General features: G+C 68.0%; 16 protein-coding genes, 1 tRNA gene and 1 riboswitch. Of the genes, 7 read left to right on the top strand and 10 right to left on the bottom strand.

Features of this window, described 5'->3' with window-relative positions; all coding sequences use genetic code 11:
• Positions 1–33: 33 nt before the first annotated feature.
• Positions 34–214: riboswitch (cyclic di-AMP (ydaO/yuaA leader) on the top strand.
• Positions 213–935: a hypothetical protein gene (locus tag AB4Y91_RS13710; RefSeq protein WP_441418996.1), complete on the top strand. Its 723-nt coding sequence runs from the start codon at positions 213–215 to the stop codon at positions 933–935. It overlaps the preceding riboswitch by 2 nt.
• Positions 936–1055: 120 nt before the next feature.
• On the opposite strand, the gene AB4Y91_RS13705 is transcribed toward AB4Y91_RS13710, so the two are convergent.
• From AB4Y91_RS13705 to AB4Y91_RS13695, 3 genes are all read right to left on the bottom strand, one after another.
• Positions 1056–1433 (bottom strand): VOC family protein, encoded by a 378-nt coding sequence (locus AB4Y91_RS13705; RefSeq protein ID WP_441418995.1) that lies wholly within the window; start codon positions 1431–1433, stop codon positions 1056–1058.
• Positions 1434–1529: 96 nt separating this feature from the next.
• Positions 1530–2165: a uracil phosphoribosyltransferase gene (gene upp, locus AB4Y91_RS13700; protein ID WP_441418994.1), complete on the bottom strand. Its 636-nt coding sequence runs from the start codon at positions 2163–2165 to the stop codon at positions 1530–1532.
• Between the two features lie 24 nt (positions 2166–2189).
• Positions 2190–3005 carry a phosphatase PAP2 family protein gene (locus AB4Y91_RS13695; protein WP_441419060.1) on the bottom strand — a complete coding sequence of 272 codons (816 nt, stop codon included), beginning with the start codon at positions 3003–3005 and terminating at the stop codon, positions 2190–2192.
• A gap of 99 nt (positions 3006–3104) precedes the next feature.
• On the opposite strand from AB4Y91_RS13695, the gene AB4Y91_RS13690 reads away from it, so the two are divergent.
• Complete coding sequence (locus AB4Y91_RS13690; RefSeq protein ID WP_441418993.1) at positions 3105–3608, top strand: nucleoside deaminase; 504 nt, start codon at positions 3105–3107, stop codon at positions 3606–3608.
• Between the two features lie 41 nt (positions 3609–3649).
• Here AB4Y91_RS13690 and AB4Y91_RS13685 read toward each other — a convergent pair whose 3' ends face one another.
• The 4 genes from AB4Y91_RS13685 to AB4Y91_RS13670 all read right to left on the bottom strand — a co-directional run bounded on the left by AB4Y91_RS13685 (position 3650) and on the right by AB4Y91_RS13670 (position 7492).
• On the bottom strand, positions 3650–4891 hold the full coding sequence (locus AB4Y91_RS13685; protein WP_441418992.1) for a DNA glycosylase AlkZ-like family protein: 1242 nt from the start codon (positions 4889–4891) through the stop codon (positions 3650–3652).
• A gap of 80 nt (positions 4892–4971) precedes the next feature.
• Positions 4972–6057, bottom strand: a complete 1086-nt coding sequence (locus AB4Y91_RS13680; protein WP_441418991.1) for a glycosyltransferase — start codon at positions 6055–6057, stop codon at positions 4972–4974.
• 7 nt (positions 6058–6064) lie between these two features.
• On the bottom strand, positions 6065–6463 hold the full coding sequence (locus tag AB4Y91_RS13675; RefSeq protein ID WP_441418990.1) for a 6-pyruvoyl trahydropterin synthase family protein: 399 nt from the start codon (positions 6461–6463) through the stop codon (positions 6065–6067).
• A 3-nt stretch (positions 6464–6466) separates the two neighbouring features.
• Positions 6467–7492, bottom strand: a complete 1026-nt coding sequence (locus AB4Y91_RS13670) for a zinc-dependent alcohol dehydrogenase (RefSeq protein ID WP_441418989.1) — start codon at positions 7490–7492, stop codon at positions 6467–6469.
• A 137-nt stretch (positions 7493–7629) separates the two neighbouring features.
• On the opposite strand from AB4Y91_RS13670, the gene AB4Y91_RS13665 reads away from it, so the two are divergent.
• Together AB4Y91_RS13665 and AB4Y91_RS13660 are read left to right on the top strand one after the other, a co-directional pair.
• Positions 7630–7719, top strand: a tRNA-Ser gene (locus AB4Y91_RS13665).
• A 322-nt stretch (positions 7720–8041) separates the two neighbouring features.
• Positions 8042–8791, top strand: coding sequence for a polysaccharide deacetylase family protein (locus AB4Y91_RS13660; protein WP_441418988.1), 750 nt, complete (start codon positions 8042–8044; stop codon positions 8789–8791).
• Between the two features lie 201 nt (positions 8792–8992).
• Here the strand turns inward: AB4Y91_RS13660 and AB4Y91_RS13655 are convergent, their stop codons facing one another.
• Positions 8993–9139: a lmo0937 family membrane protein gene (locus tag AB4Y91_RS13655; RefSeq protein WP_441418987.1), complete on the bottom strand. Its 147-nt coding sequence runs from the start codon at positions 9137–9139 to the stop codon at positions 8993–8995.
• Between the two features lie 434 nt (positions 9140–9573).
• Here AB4Y91_RS13655 and AB4Y91_RS13650 point away from each other — a divergent pair, with 434 nt between their 5' ends.
• Positions 9574–10194, top strand: coding sequence for a hypothetical protein (locus tag AB4Y91_RS13650; RefSeq protein ID WP_441418986.1), 621 nt, complete (start codon positions 9574–9576; stop codon positions 10192–10194).
• Positions 10195–10251: 57 nt separating this feature from the next.
• Here AB4Y91_RS13650 and AB4Y91_RS13645 read toward each other — a convergent pair whose 3' ends face one another.
• Positions 10252–11106 carry a carbohydrate kinase family protein gene (locus AB4Y91_RS13645; RefSeq protein ID WP_441418985.1) on the bottom strand — a complete coding sequence of 285 codons (855 nt, stop codon included), beginning with the start codon at positions 11104–11106 and terminating at the stop codon, positions 10252–10254.
• 156 nt (positions 11107–11262) lie between these two features.
• On the opposite strand from AB4Y91_RS13645, the gene AB4Y91_RS13640 reads away from it, so the two are divergent.
• Positions 11263–11730, top strand: coding sequence for a universal stress protein (locus AB4Y91_RS13640; RefSeq protein WP_441418984.1), 468 nt, complete (start codon positions 11263–11265; stop codon positions 11728–11730).
• A gap of 19 nt (positions 11731–11749) precedes the next feature.
• Here AB4Y91_RS13640 and AB4Y91_RS13635 read toward each other — a convergent pair whose 3' ends face one another.
• Entirely contained in the window at positions 11750–11953 is a 204-nt protein-coding gene (locus tag AB4Y91_RS13635) for a hypothetical protein (RefSeq protein WP_069950597.1), read from the bottom strand.
• A 117-nt stretch (positions 11954–12070) separates the two neighbouring features.
• Between AB4Y91_RS13635 and AB4Y91_RS13630 the strand changes: the two genes are divergently transcribed.
• Positions 12071–12889, top strand: a complete 819-nt coding sequence (locus AB4Y91_RS13630) for a pyruvate, water dikinase regulatory protein (RefSeq protein ID WP_441418983.1) — start codon at positions 12071–12073, stop codon at positions 12887–12889.
• Positions 12890–13030: the final 141 nt, after the last annotated feature.

Raw genomic sequence — 13030 nt, 5'->3', positions numbered from 1 at the left:
GGTGCGGCCATCGATCTGGCCGCGTGTCCGGGCTGACGCCAAACTCTGCCGCTACCCGGATTCCCATGGACCAGGCAGAGACGGGGAACCCAGAGTTCCCGGGCATTCTGCATCCATGCACCCTTGGGGTTAAGCCGCCACGTCGAGATTCCGTGCGGCCGGATTTCGCATCCGAACCCGACAGCTAACTCCGTAGGCGTTGAGAGGCGAACATGACTGAAATCAAGGCACCCACGCGCCCAGAAGGCGCTAAACGCACGTCCGACGCCGAGCGCGCGCGCCACCGCGCCGAGCCGGCGAAGCACACTTCGAGCCCGTCCAGGCCCCGTGCCCGGACCAACGGCAAGCGCGCCGCCGTCGTAGCCACCGCTTTCGCCGTCCTGCTGGGGGCAGGGGCCGCGGGCCAGGCCTCCGGCACTGCAGCGCATACGGCCGAAGCGTCGAAAAACACGGCCGCGTCCCTGCAGACCCTGGACTTCGAACGCGTCGGCAGCAACACGCCCACCTCGCCCGCCCCGATGAGCGTGGAGGCCCAGGCCTCCAAAATCAAGCCCGCTAAGGCCCCGGCGGCCAAGGCGCCGGCTCCGGCTGCCAAGGCGCCTGCTCCCGCGAAGCCGGTCGCCATTGACGACCCCGCCGGTGCGCAGGCCTACGCCGCCTCTCAGCTGCCCGCCCACGGCTGGGCCCCGAGCGAGATGCAATGCCTGATGAAGTTGTGGACCAGGGAGTCCGACTGGAAGACCACGGCTACCAACGCCAGCAGCGGCGCTTACGGCGTGGTCCAATCGCTGCCCGCCGAAAAGATGGCCAGCGCCGGCGCCGATTACCGGACCAACTACCGGACCCAGATCAACTGGGGACTGCAGTACGTGCAGGACCGCTACGGTTCACCGTGCGGCGCCCTGAACTTCCACTACGCGAACAACTGGTACTAAGCGCGGCCGAGGCTGCATGCCATGAGTGAGGCCCCGGATCCTTGGATCCGGGGCCTCACGTGCGCCTGCCGCCGCGCCGCCTGCGGAATACGGGCCGCGCTACGGAACCGCGCCGCCGCGCTAGCCGTTCGGACGGTTGGGAATGTACTGCACCCCCCATTTGTTGCCGTCGGGATCGGCGAAGTAGACGAAATGCCCCCAGTCCTGGACATCGATGTCGCTGACGTCCACACCGTTGTCCTTGAGTTGCTGGTGCGCCGCCTGGATGTCGCTGACGACCAGCTGCAGGCCGGGGGCGGTGCCGGGCGGGGCGTCGTTGAGGCCCTCGCCAATCGCGATCGAGCACCCGGAACCCGGCGGGGTCAGCTGGACGAAACGGATGCCTGGCGTGGGCCGTTCGTCGTAGTCGGCGTTGAAGCCGACCTTGTTCACATAGAAGTCCTTGGCCCGGTCCACATCCGACACGGGGACAAACACGAGTTCAAGTTTCCAGTCCATGGGCACAGGCTAGTCCCGGACGCCTTACGCCGGAACCCTTGACCGCGGGGACGTTTCAACCGCCCTACCCGCGAGGGCAGCAGTGCATGCCGGCGGCTAGACCGCGATGCCGTACAGGCGGTCTCCGGCGTCGCCCAGCCCGGGCACAATGTACGACTTTTCGTTGAGCTTCTCGTCGATGGAGGCCAGCACGATGGTCACGTTGGCGTCCGAGAGCTCTTCTTCCAGCTTGGCCAGGCCCTCCGGGGCGGCCAGCAGGCAGATGCAGGTGACGTCCGACGCGCCGCGCTTGAAGAGGAACTTGATCGCCTCGCGCAGGGTGCCGCCGGTGGCGAGCATCGGGTCCAGGACGAAGATCTGCCGGTCTGTCAGGTTCTCCGGGAGGCGCTCGGCGTAGGTGATGATGTCCAGGGTCTCTTCGTCCCGGGCCATGCCCAGGAAGCCGACCTCGGCGGTGGGCACCAGCTTGGTCATGCCCTCCAGCATGCCGAGACCGGCGCGCAGGATCGGAACCACCAGCGGGGTGGGCTTGGTGAAAGCCGTGCCGACGGTGGTGCTGACCGGCGTCTCGATGGTCACCGGCTCGGTGCGGACGTCCCGGGTTGCCTCATAGGCCAGGAGCGTGACGAGCTCCTCGGTGAGCTGGCGGAAGACCGGGGACGGGGTGTTCTTGTCCCGCAGAACGGTTAGTTTATGGGCGACCAGCGGGTGGTCGACAACGAGAGTGCGCATGGGTCAAAACTACCACCCGGACCTTCAGGACCGTCCCGCGGGGTCCGGGGTATCGGCGTCGGCGGTCCGCTCCGCGGTGCTGCCCTTGCGGCCGCGGGCGGGGGCGCCGTCGCGCAGGTGCGCATCGTTGTCGAACGTCGGCGCGGGGCCGGTGTGTTCCCGGTGCCGCAGCACATGGAACAGCCTGTGGGCCAGGATCACGATCCCCACCCAGCCCAGCCCCAGGGCCCAGCCGAAGATCACATCGGTCATCCAGTGATGGCCCAGGAAGACGCGGCTCATGCCCATCGCAAGGATGAAGATCGCACCCGCGGTGATCAAACCGACGCGGGCTATGGTGCGTCTGACCTGCAGGCAGGCGAGGTAGACCACGAGCCCGATTACCACGGTGGTGTTCAGCGTGTGGCCGCTGGGGAACGACGGCGAGGTCTCGTAAGGCGGCACCGCGTCCGCGAAGTCGGGGCGGGCCCGGCCGATCAGTTTCTTGCCCACCGTTGTGGCGGTGATCGACACCGCGGCGGCTCCGCCGATCAGGATGAGCGGCCGCCAGGTCCGCGAGACCCAGATCAGCCATGCCGTCAGGATGCTGGCCAGGATCGGCATGCCGATTCCACCGCCAATATTGGTGAACCCGGTGACGAACGCGTCCAGGCCGGGACTGCGCAGCTGTTGCATGAACCCCAGCGTGGGCTTGTCGAGGCTTGCCAGGCCGGCGTCGTCCACGACGTTGTCGTAGACTTCCGCGCTCGTCAGCGCCAGGGCGACGACGACGACGCCGCCGATCAGCATGGTGATCCAGAGTGCGGCATAGGGCACCACCCACTTTCCCCAGCGCCGCATCAGCCAGCTCTCAGTCTTGGTGCTCAATGCCCTCTCCCGACTTCCCGGTGCACCCGCTCAAGTGCACAGCTTGCTTAGGGTCGAAACTATCATTGAGCCATGACCACCCCCGAGCCACGCCATGCGGAATGGATGGGCCTGGCCCTTGCCGAGGCGCGCCGGGCGCTGGCCACCGAGGACGTGCCGATCGGCGCCGTCGTGATCGGACCGGACGGCTCGGTGCTCGGCGCCGGGCGCAACGAGCGGGAGGCACTCGGGGACCCGACGGCGCACGCCGAGATGGTGGCGATCCGGGAGGCCGCGGCCCGGCTGCGCGAGCGGCGGGCGCTGGAGGGCGCAGCCGACGACGGCTGGCGGCTGGAAGACTGCACCCTGGTGGTGACGTTGGAGCCGTGCGCCATGTGCGCCGGCGCCGTGGTGCTGGCGCGGATTCCGCGGGTGGTCTTCGGCGCGTGGGACGAGAAAGCCGGGGCCGCCGGGTCCGTGTTCGACATTCTCCGCGAGCGCCGGTTGAACCATTGGGTGGAGGTGTACGCCGGGGTCCGGGAGCAGGAGTGCGGCGGGTTGCTGCGGGAATTCTTCGCCGGCCACCGCGGCGCCTGACGCTGCCTTTCGGGCGCCGGCCCCCTCAACGCGGCGGTGAGCTACCGCTCGGCGGTGGCCGTCGTGGACGCCCGCAGCGCGTCGATCCGCTTCTGCCGGGAGGCGGGCGAGTCCAGGCTGAAGGCGCGGAAATCGCCCAGGTCCTCCTTGATCCAGGCCTCCACCTCGGCGATCCGCCGGGTCACGGCCGGCGTGGGCGTGCCGAACACCCAGGCGGCGATCTTCTCCCGGCCCGGGTCGTACTGCCACAAACCGATGATCCGGCCGCGGTCGAAGATGGGATGGTCCGGCAGGTCGGCCTGCAGCGCAAGCGAACCTAGCGCCTTCTTGTCCTGGTCCTCCGCGGCCAGCAGCTCCCCCGCGTTCCGGCGCAGCAGCACCAGCGAATCAGTTCCGGCGAGCAGCTGGATCTGTTCCTCGGCCGGTTCATCGAAGGAGGCGAGGCGGTCGACGTCGTCGGGCAGCATCCAGAGCGGGTCTCCGCCGGCGGCGGTGGGAACCTCGACGGCGTCGACGGCGGCGAGCGCCGCCTTGCTCTGCGCGACCGTAAAGCCGGTGAACCACTGCGACTGTTTGAAGGTGGCTCCTCCGGTCCAGCCGAGGTAGCGCCGGAGCAGCTCGGCGCGGACTTCATCGTCACTGAGCGTGCTCGGCGGCAGCCCCCAGGGCTCGTAGGCGTAGCGCTGCTGGTCCAGCCGGCCATTGGCGGGGACCCGGCGGATCCGCCCGTCCGCTTGCAGGATGCCCAGCGCCGTGGGCAGCGTGGTGGTGACGCCCTTTTTCTTGCCCTCCTCGCCGAGGTTGCGGACCGAATCGCCGAGTTCATCCTTGAGCTGCCGCGGGTCCAGCGGCACCCCGGCCTCAGCAAGGGCGTGCAGCACTTGCTCCTCAAGCAGGGCAATTTCGCCGCGGTCCACGCCGAGCCGGCCGACGACCTTGAGGCCGGCCTCGGCGGCGTCCCGTCCCAGCCGCAGCGCCCAGGCGAAGTCGTCCCCGCCCAGCACGTAGGTGCAGCCGCGCGCCGTCGGGAGTTCCAGGATCCGGTGCGCCAGGACGTCCCGGTCCACTTGAGAGCGCCGGATGCCGGCCCGGGCGAAGAGCGTGAGGTACGGGTTGGCCCCGCCAACGGACCGTGCCCAGCCGGCCCGGGCGAACACCTGTTCCGCAGTGCACCCCGCCAGCGAGCCGTCCAGGCCTTGCCGGTGCCACGACCAGGCGCGGAGCCGCTCGGGCGTGAGGCTTTCCGCGGGCGGCAGTTGCACGGTCATGGGCTCGGTAGTCATGGGGTCATTCTCCACCCGCTTGGCCCAACTAGCTCGCAATAGTTGTCGTTATGGGCCCTCAAAACGACAACTAGTGCGAGTTAGTTGGGTGGGCCGGCCGGGGCGAGGACGGCCAGCACGGCCCGCGCCGTGGCGTCCCAGCAGGGAAGCTGCTCCCGTGCGGCCCGGGCGGCGGCCCGCCATTCGGCGCGGAGGGCCGGTTCGGTGAGCCAGCGGCGCAGCAGCGCTGCCAGCGGTGCCGGATCTTCGCCGAGTGCGACGGCGGCGCCCGGCAGAGCCGGCGCTGCGGCTACGGGGGCACCCCCTGCTCCAGCTCCGGGAGTGCCGGCCGCGAGCGCCTCCACGGCGCCGGTTCCCTCCCGGACGATCACCGGCACGCCGCGGGCCAGGGATTCGGTGACCACCAGCCCATAGGTCTCGGCCCGGGAAATGAGCAGGCTGAGGTCAGCGGCCTCCCATTCGGCGGCCAGGTCGGCTCCGCGCAGCTCGCCGGGTAGCCGGACGCGGTCCGTCAGGCCGAGGCGCTCCGATTCCTGCCGGAGCAGGGCGGCGTAGGCGGGATCCGCGGTGTCCGAACCGGCAAGGGATGCTGTCCAGGCCAGGTCCATGAGCTCCGAGAGGGCGCGCAGCAGCAGCAGCTGGTCCTTGTTGGGCAGCAGCGCGGCCAGTGCGAGGAGGTGGGGCGGCTCGGAACCGGCCGCGGACGGTGCCGGCTCGGTGCCGGGAAGCGCGACGCTGATTCGAGCCAAGCCGCCCAGGCCGTGCCGTTCCTGCAGGGCCGCCGCGGCGGAGGTGCTGGTGCAGATAACGCCGGCCGCGGCCTGCAGCGCGCGGTGTTCCAGTTCCGGATGCGTCCCCAGCGGCATGTGCAGCAGGATCCAGGCCGGCGCCCCGGCAGCCGCCGCGGCTTCGAGCTCGTCCGGCGCCCCGCAGGCCACCAGACCGTCCACGAGCTTGAGATGGCCGGCGTCGGACTCGGCAAGCAGGCGGCCGAACCGCTGCCGGTCCGCTGGGCTGCCGACCGGCCAGTCGCCGTCGACCTCGCAGGACAACGCCGCGACCCCGAGGTCTGCGAGGGCGCGGAGCAGCGCGGCGTTGTAGGCGTTGCCGCCGGAGTTGTGGCGCACGTTGCCGGGCACCAGGAGGCGGAGGCCGGGGGCATCCACAGGGCTGCTAGCCGGCGTCGAACTCGAGCGAGTAGCTGGCCCAGGCGTCGGGAGTTTCGCGCAGGGTGACCTCGATGCCGGCAAGGGCCTTCCCGTCCTGGCCGCCGCGGATCTGGCCTGCCACGGCGTCGGCGATGTACTGGGCCAAGGCTTCGGTGGTGCTGAGTTTGCCGGTAAAGTCCGGGTGCTCGTCGAGGTTCTTGTAGTTCAGGCCCGCCAGGACGGCGTCCAGCACGTCGCCGGCCTCGCCGATGTCCAGCACGATCGCATCGTCGTTCAGCGTCCGACGGCGGAAGGTCACCTCTGTGACAAAGGTGGCCCCGTGCAGGCCCTGGGCCGGGCCGAAGGCCGGGCGCGGCAGGCTGTGGGCGATCATGAAATTGCGACGTACGGTCAGGCTGAACACGGATTACCTCGTGGTTTCTGTTGCGGGGGCGGGGTATTCGATGACGTGGCAGAGCGCGTCCAGGCTGCCGTCGGAGACGCGCTGGACGACGTCGGGCAGCTCGCTGAAGTCGGACGTGCCGGTGAGGAAGGTGTCGAAGACTGGGTCAGCCAGCAGCGAGACGGCGAGCTGGAGCCGGTCGGCGTTAGTGCGCCGGTGGCGGCGGGCGCGGGCCACCACGCCCACCTGGCTGGCGCGGATGGAGAGCCGCCGGGCGTGGAAGTCCTCCCCCAGCGGCAGGGTGACCAGGCGGTCCGCGTACCAGGACATCTCGATGATCTCGCCCTCGTCGCCCACCAGCTGCAGGGCGCGTTGCAGTCCGGCCTGCGAGGCGGAGCAGTGGATCACGATGTCGCAGTCCGGCAGTGCGTCGTCGGGGTGGCAGAAGTCGACGCCGAGGGTGTCGGCGAAGGCGCGTTTAGCGGGGTCGACGTCGATCAACTGCAGCCGGCCGAGCGGGAAGGACCCGAGGAGCTTGGCGACCATGCCGCCGACCAGTCCGGCGCCGATCACGGCCACGCGGTCGCCGAGGCGGGGACCGGCCTCCCAGAGGGCGTTGACCGCGGTTTCCACGGTGCCGGTGAGGACGGCGCGGCGGGCGGGAACGTCGTCCGGGACCTGGGTGAGCGACTCGACCGGGACGATGTAGCGGTCTTGGTGCGGGTAGAGGCAGAAGACCGTCTTGCCCTGCCACTCGGCCGGGCCCTCCTCGACGACGCCGACGGAAAGGTAGCCGAACTTCACCGGCGACGGGAAGCTGCCTACCTGATGCGGTGCGGCCATTTCCTCAGCGATGCATTCCGGCACGCGGGCGTTGTGCACCACCATCTCGGTGCCCTTACTGATGCCGGAGTAGAGCGAGCGCACGAGCGCTTCGCCGGGTCCGGGTGCCCGCAATTGCTCGCGCCGGAGTTCGCCCTGCTCCGGGCCGACGGTCCAATATGCGGTTGCGGTGGTTGTTGCCTGGTTGACCTTGTTCGAGTTGCTCATCTTGCTTACGAATCTAGTGCCGAGGGGGGACAGGGGGAAGCTTCGGGGCTGCGGGCGGGGCGCGGCGGGGCGCGGCGGGGCGCTTTTCGGCGGCCGTTTTGGGGTTGGGCGCCTTGCTCCGGTACCCTAGTCAGGTTGGTGACGTGTCCGAGCGGCCGAAGGTGCAACACTCGAAATGTTGTTTGGTGTAAAAGCCAACGTGGGTTCAAATCCCACCGTCACCGCCAGGTAGCGAGGCCCCTGCTTCCCTTTGCTTACAAGGGAAGCAGGGGCCTTTTGCTTTCCCGCGACTGGCTCATTGGCAAAGAATTGGCAAAACTTGATTCCGCAGGCCCGGGCCGCACGCCGACTTTGCGCTTCAGCTCCGCCTCAAAAGCCGATCACCGGGCCGCCGTCCCTTCGGCGCTGCCCGGGCCTCAGTTCCTGGGAAAGGACCCTTGACCCTATTGCGGCGTCGGTGACGGGGGGACACTCAAATCCGGGAATGCTCCGGTCTCTGCCTCGTGCTCATCGCAGTTCATTCCCAGTTGCGGAAAAGGGGACTGCCCAATGAAGGTTTGGCGACCGATCGTCGTAGCCCTACTGGTCATTGTCGGCTTCAGCGCTCCGGCGCCGAGCTGGGCCGCGGCACAACCAGATGTGATCCAGAAAGTCACCAACCCCATGCCGCCGGCACCATTTGCATCCCGGATGTCATCTGCCGAGCGTTCCGAGATCCTGCATCTGTACTATCACGGGCCAAGAGTGCGACTTACCTTCGACGACTGCGCCACCCAGGTTCGTCTCACCGGACTCCTGAACTGGCTGCGTCACTATAACGTCCAGGCCATATTCTTCTTCACCGGCCAATGCATGCTCGCCCACCCGACCTATCGCACGCAGATATCCAGGGCCGGTCAACTGCTGGGCAATCACAGCTTTGACCACCGCGACTACTCACGCATGACCGCCAACCAGATCTATACCGAGGTCCACCGGTACGGCAGCGTCATACCCACCACGTCGCCCAAGCTCTGTCGGCCACCTTATGGTGCCGGCGCGTTCAGCCTCAGGGTTTACAACGCCCTGGCCCGCGCAGGATGCCGCCCCGCCTATTGGACCGTTGACACGCGCGATTGGGACGGCTCATCAGCCGGCACCATCATCCGCCGCGTGCAATTCGGCGACCGCACCACCCCGCGGGTTCGCGCGGGCGGCGTCATCCTGATGCACGGAACCGGACCCCATACGCTCCAGGCCCTGACCGGCGTTCGCAACGCCCTCATCTACTGGAGACTCGCCACGTTCCATATCCACTAGATGGCCGCCCGGCAGGCTCTCAATATTGCCTGCGACTTTCCGGCGACGCCTGCGGCCGAGCAGCGCCAACACCAGGATCAGCCGCGGCGTACTCGCTCGGTGTGGCAGGTGCGTGGACCTGCCCACGGCTGACGTAGACGTGAGGCCTGTTAAGTTTCCGGGCAGCAAGACGCCCCGGGCAGGATTGCTCGGGATCCGCCTCTACGTGCGCGACCTACCGCGGATGAAGTGGAAGATCAGGACCACGACGGCGATCACCAGAAGCAGGTGAATGAACCCGCCGCCAATGTTCCCGATCAAGCCCAGAAGCCAGAGAACAGCAATAATGATGGCTATCCAAAGCAACATGAGAATCTCCCTTGAATTGATTGCGGATGAAATGCTGATTCTGCGCTCATCTTCGTACCTCCCGCGGCCCAAGGCAAGGGATAACCTCACCCCCGCAATAGGGCCTTTCCTCGCACCGCGACTCCGCCGCAAAGTTCACCGTAGACGCCGGCCTAGACCATCCAGAAACGATCATTTGGGGGTGCCGCTCATGACACGAATCGTGCGGTTCGACCACGTTGGCGTCACCGTTCCGGACCTCGACAACGTGACTGACGGAGGCACCAGCGCCGAGTTGTCCAGCCTCGTCCGGCCAGACCCCCGTCCCGGGGGCCGCCCCCTGCCATGGCAAACGACTGGAAGATCCTGCCACGTAGGCTTAGGAGTCACGAACACCTCTCGCCTCCCCCGCACAGATCCACCGTTGCCCCTGCTCCCGAATGAAGGAAGCCCTTGTGAAGAAGCTCCTCCCGCTTTCCGTGATGCTGGGCGCTGCCTGCCTGTCCGTCTCGGGATGTTCGACCGCCGCCCCTGCTCCGAGCCCGACCGCCCCGGCCGCAAGCGCCACCTCATCCGCCGCAGCCGCGGCTCCGTCCACGGGCTGGGAACTGAACCCCAAGGGCGGAGCCGAACGGATCAAAGCGGCAGGCCTGGCGGTCCTCAACGAGGAGGGCGCAGCCGAGCACTTCCACGCCCATCTGGACGTTTTCGTGGACGGCAAGCCTGTTCCTGTCCCGGCGGACATCGGCTTCAGCTTCACCGCGGCCGGCCAACCCAACGGCATCTCGGCGCTGCACACACATGACGAGACCGGCATCATCCACATTGAGGCGCCGGTCGCCGGGGCTACCTACACGCTTGGCCAGCTCTTGACCGAATGGGGTGTCCTGGACGGCACCGGCAAGCCCGGGACTGCGCATGCACCCATCTCGGATTGGTCCGTCGCTGTGAACGGCGCCAAGCAGGCGGGGCCGGCCCAAGCTGTCGTCCTGAAAGCCCACGATGAAGTCGTCCTGTTCCACGGGACGGCCCCGGAGCCGATGCCCACAACGTTTAAGTTCCCGACCGGCCTCTAAGCCGGTCCCGCTGGCAGGCATCTGGCCGCTGCCAACCCGGGATCGGGCGCCGGCGGATCAGCCCCCGAGGACGGGGTGCAGATGCTCACTCTCAATGGCGACGCGGGCCTGGACGGCCGCCGCCTTGAGGGACTCAGTCACGGACGCGCCCTGCAGGCTCGCGCCCAGGAACCCGGCCATGAACGCATCGCCGGCACCGTTGGTGTCCACCACATCCGCGGGAACAGCAGCGACCTCATGCCGCGTCCCGTCCGCTTCCAGCGCTACCGCACCCTCTGCCCCGCGGGTGCACACAGCCAGACGGGGGCCCCGGGCGAGGCAGGAGCGCATCAGCTCCCAGGGATCGTCGGTCCGGTCGTCGTTCATGAAGACGGTGTCGGCCGCCCGCAGGAACGGCTGATGGAACGCGGACGATCCGTCGAAGTCATGAAGGTCCACCCACAACGGTGTTTGCCGGACCTCGTCGCGTTCGAGCAACAACAAGCCAAGTTCGCTCAGGTCAATCACGGCAACATCTGCTGCAGCCACTACTGCCGCGGCAGCGTCAAGGTCGTCGTCCGCCGGCGGCGAGGGCACCGAAACGTAGAGCGATACCCGGCCGCCGCCGTCGGTCATGAGGTTGACGTGACGCTCGGTGCGGTCCGACGTAATCGCTTCGATGGTGACGCCGGCTGTGGCGAGGGCGTCGCGCACCCGGCCGCCGGCGTCATCCGCGCCCAAGGGCGAACACAAGCGCACCTGGACGCCAAGTTCCGCCAGGTGCAAGGCCTTGCCCGCCGAGGTGCCTCCCACCGTGTGCCAGGCGCGGCGGGCGAACTGCATGTGCGGAACAGGGTCCGGGAGGTGGTCGAGGAGGATGAGGTGGTTCCACGAGGCGGGGCCACAGACAGCGACCAGCGGAGAAGCGGGCATGTCCTCAGCCTATCCGGCCGGCCTCCACTGTCACCCGGGACCGGGACCGCGTGCGGGATCCCTGCCCAATGGCACTCCCGGCCCGGGTGCGGCGCTGTCAGGATGAGGAATCACTGCACCGCCCGGCATCGGGCCTGGCATTCGGAAGGAAGGCATATGGCCGGAAACGAGAGCTACAGAATCGTGGTTGGCGTGGACGGTTCCGAGCAGTCCCGGGCGGCAATGGACTGGGCTGTCGAGGAAGCCAAGGCTCGCGGCGGTGAAGTGCTGGCCCTCACGGCCTGGCACTTCCCTTACGTCACCGACGCCCTCGGCCAGGCCTGGGACTACGAGGTGTTCCAGACCGACGCCCAGTCAATTCTCGATGAGGAACTTGCCCGGGTCCGGGGCCAGGGCGTTCAGATCAACGGACGCATTGTGCAGGGCAGCGCCGCCGCGGTGCTCGTGGACGCTTCGCGGGACGCCGACGTCGTTGCCGTTGGCTCACGCGGCCACGGCGGATTCACGGGGCTGTTGCTTGGTTCCGTGTCCACCCAGGCGGTCCACCATGCCCACTGCCCCGTTCTGGTCTTCCGCGAGTCCACAGCGGACCAGCCCGACCCAGGGGCGGACAACGCGCACTAGGTCACGCCAGCCGCTGCTCCTAGCCCGCGGGGCTGACAACGTCCTCCAGCACCGACCGGTCGAAGAAGCGGATCTCGCCGGTTTCCGGAAAGAACACGGGAACCACAGAAGTACTCGGGTCCTTCGAGGTCTCGTAGATTTCGGGCGCGCCCCCGTGCCTGCGCGCAATGGTGCCGACCAGGTCCGTACCGCGGACCCTGACGGTCCGGTATTTGTAGCTCATGCGGCCTCCTTTGGGGATGTGGGTCACAGCCTACTCCCCGCAGTCCGGCCGGCACCCCGGCGGCGGGCGCATGCGTCATGGAAGACCGCGCGGCCCCCGCTGGTGCACAATGCGTTCATGACCAATGACGCTCCCCGCCCGGTCTACTTCCTTTCGGACAGTACGGGCATCACCGCGGAAACGCTCGGCAACACCCTGCTGACGCAGTTCCCCGCAAACGAATATGACCGCATCACGGTCCCCTTCATCACCACCGTCGACCAGGCGCGCGCCGTCGTCAGGGTCATCGACAACCTCGCGGCCACGGGCCAGCAGCCGATCGTCTTCTCCACCGCCGTCGGCAGCGACATCCGGCAGACGCTGGGCACCTGCAAGGGGATCATCGTGGATCTGATCGGGACCCACGTCGGGCAGTTGGAGCAGGCCTTGGGGACGCAAGCCAGCGGGGAACCAGGCCGGGCCCACGGCCTGGGCAACGCAGCCCGCTACCAGTCCCGGATGGCCGCCGTCGAATACGCCATGGAGCACGACGACGGGCAGAGCCTGCGCGCGCTTGAGAAGGCGCAGGTCATCCTGGTGGCCCCGTCCCGCTGCGGTAAGACGCCCACCACCATGTACCTGGCGCTGCAGCACGGCATCTTCGCCGCGAACTTCCCGCTGGTGGACGAGGACTTTGAACGCGAGGGACTCCCCAAGCCGCTGCGGCCGTTCGTTTCCAAGTGTTTCGGCCTCACCACCAATCCCCTGCGCCTGAGCCAGGTCCGCACCGAACGCCGCCGCGGCTCGCCCTACGCGTCACTGCGGCAGTGCGGCTTCGAACTGCGCAGCGCCGAACGGCTGTACGTGTCCCACGGGATCCCGTACCTCAATTCGGCCAGCGTGTCCGTGGAGGAAATGGCGGCCACCATCCTCCAGAAGATGAACCTCAAGCACTGAGGCCACGCTTCACAACTGTTGCGTGGACCACATCGTGTGGAATCACCGGCGCCGACCTGTCACTGTGGACAGGACTTGCGCCCATCAAACGGCGGCCGCCCACGCAGGCGGCATTAAGGCATCATCTGCAAAGGAGCAGCA

Origin of the sequence: Arthrobacter sp. YAF16 (assembly GCF_052113385.1) — a bacterium.
Classification (GTDB): Bacteria; Actinomycetota; Actinomycetes; order Actinomycetales; family Micrococcaceae; genus Arthrobacter.
Note: the sequence above shows the minus strand (reverse complement) of the source record. Positions and strands in the feature narration are given on the sequence as shown.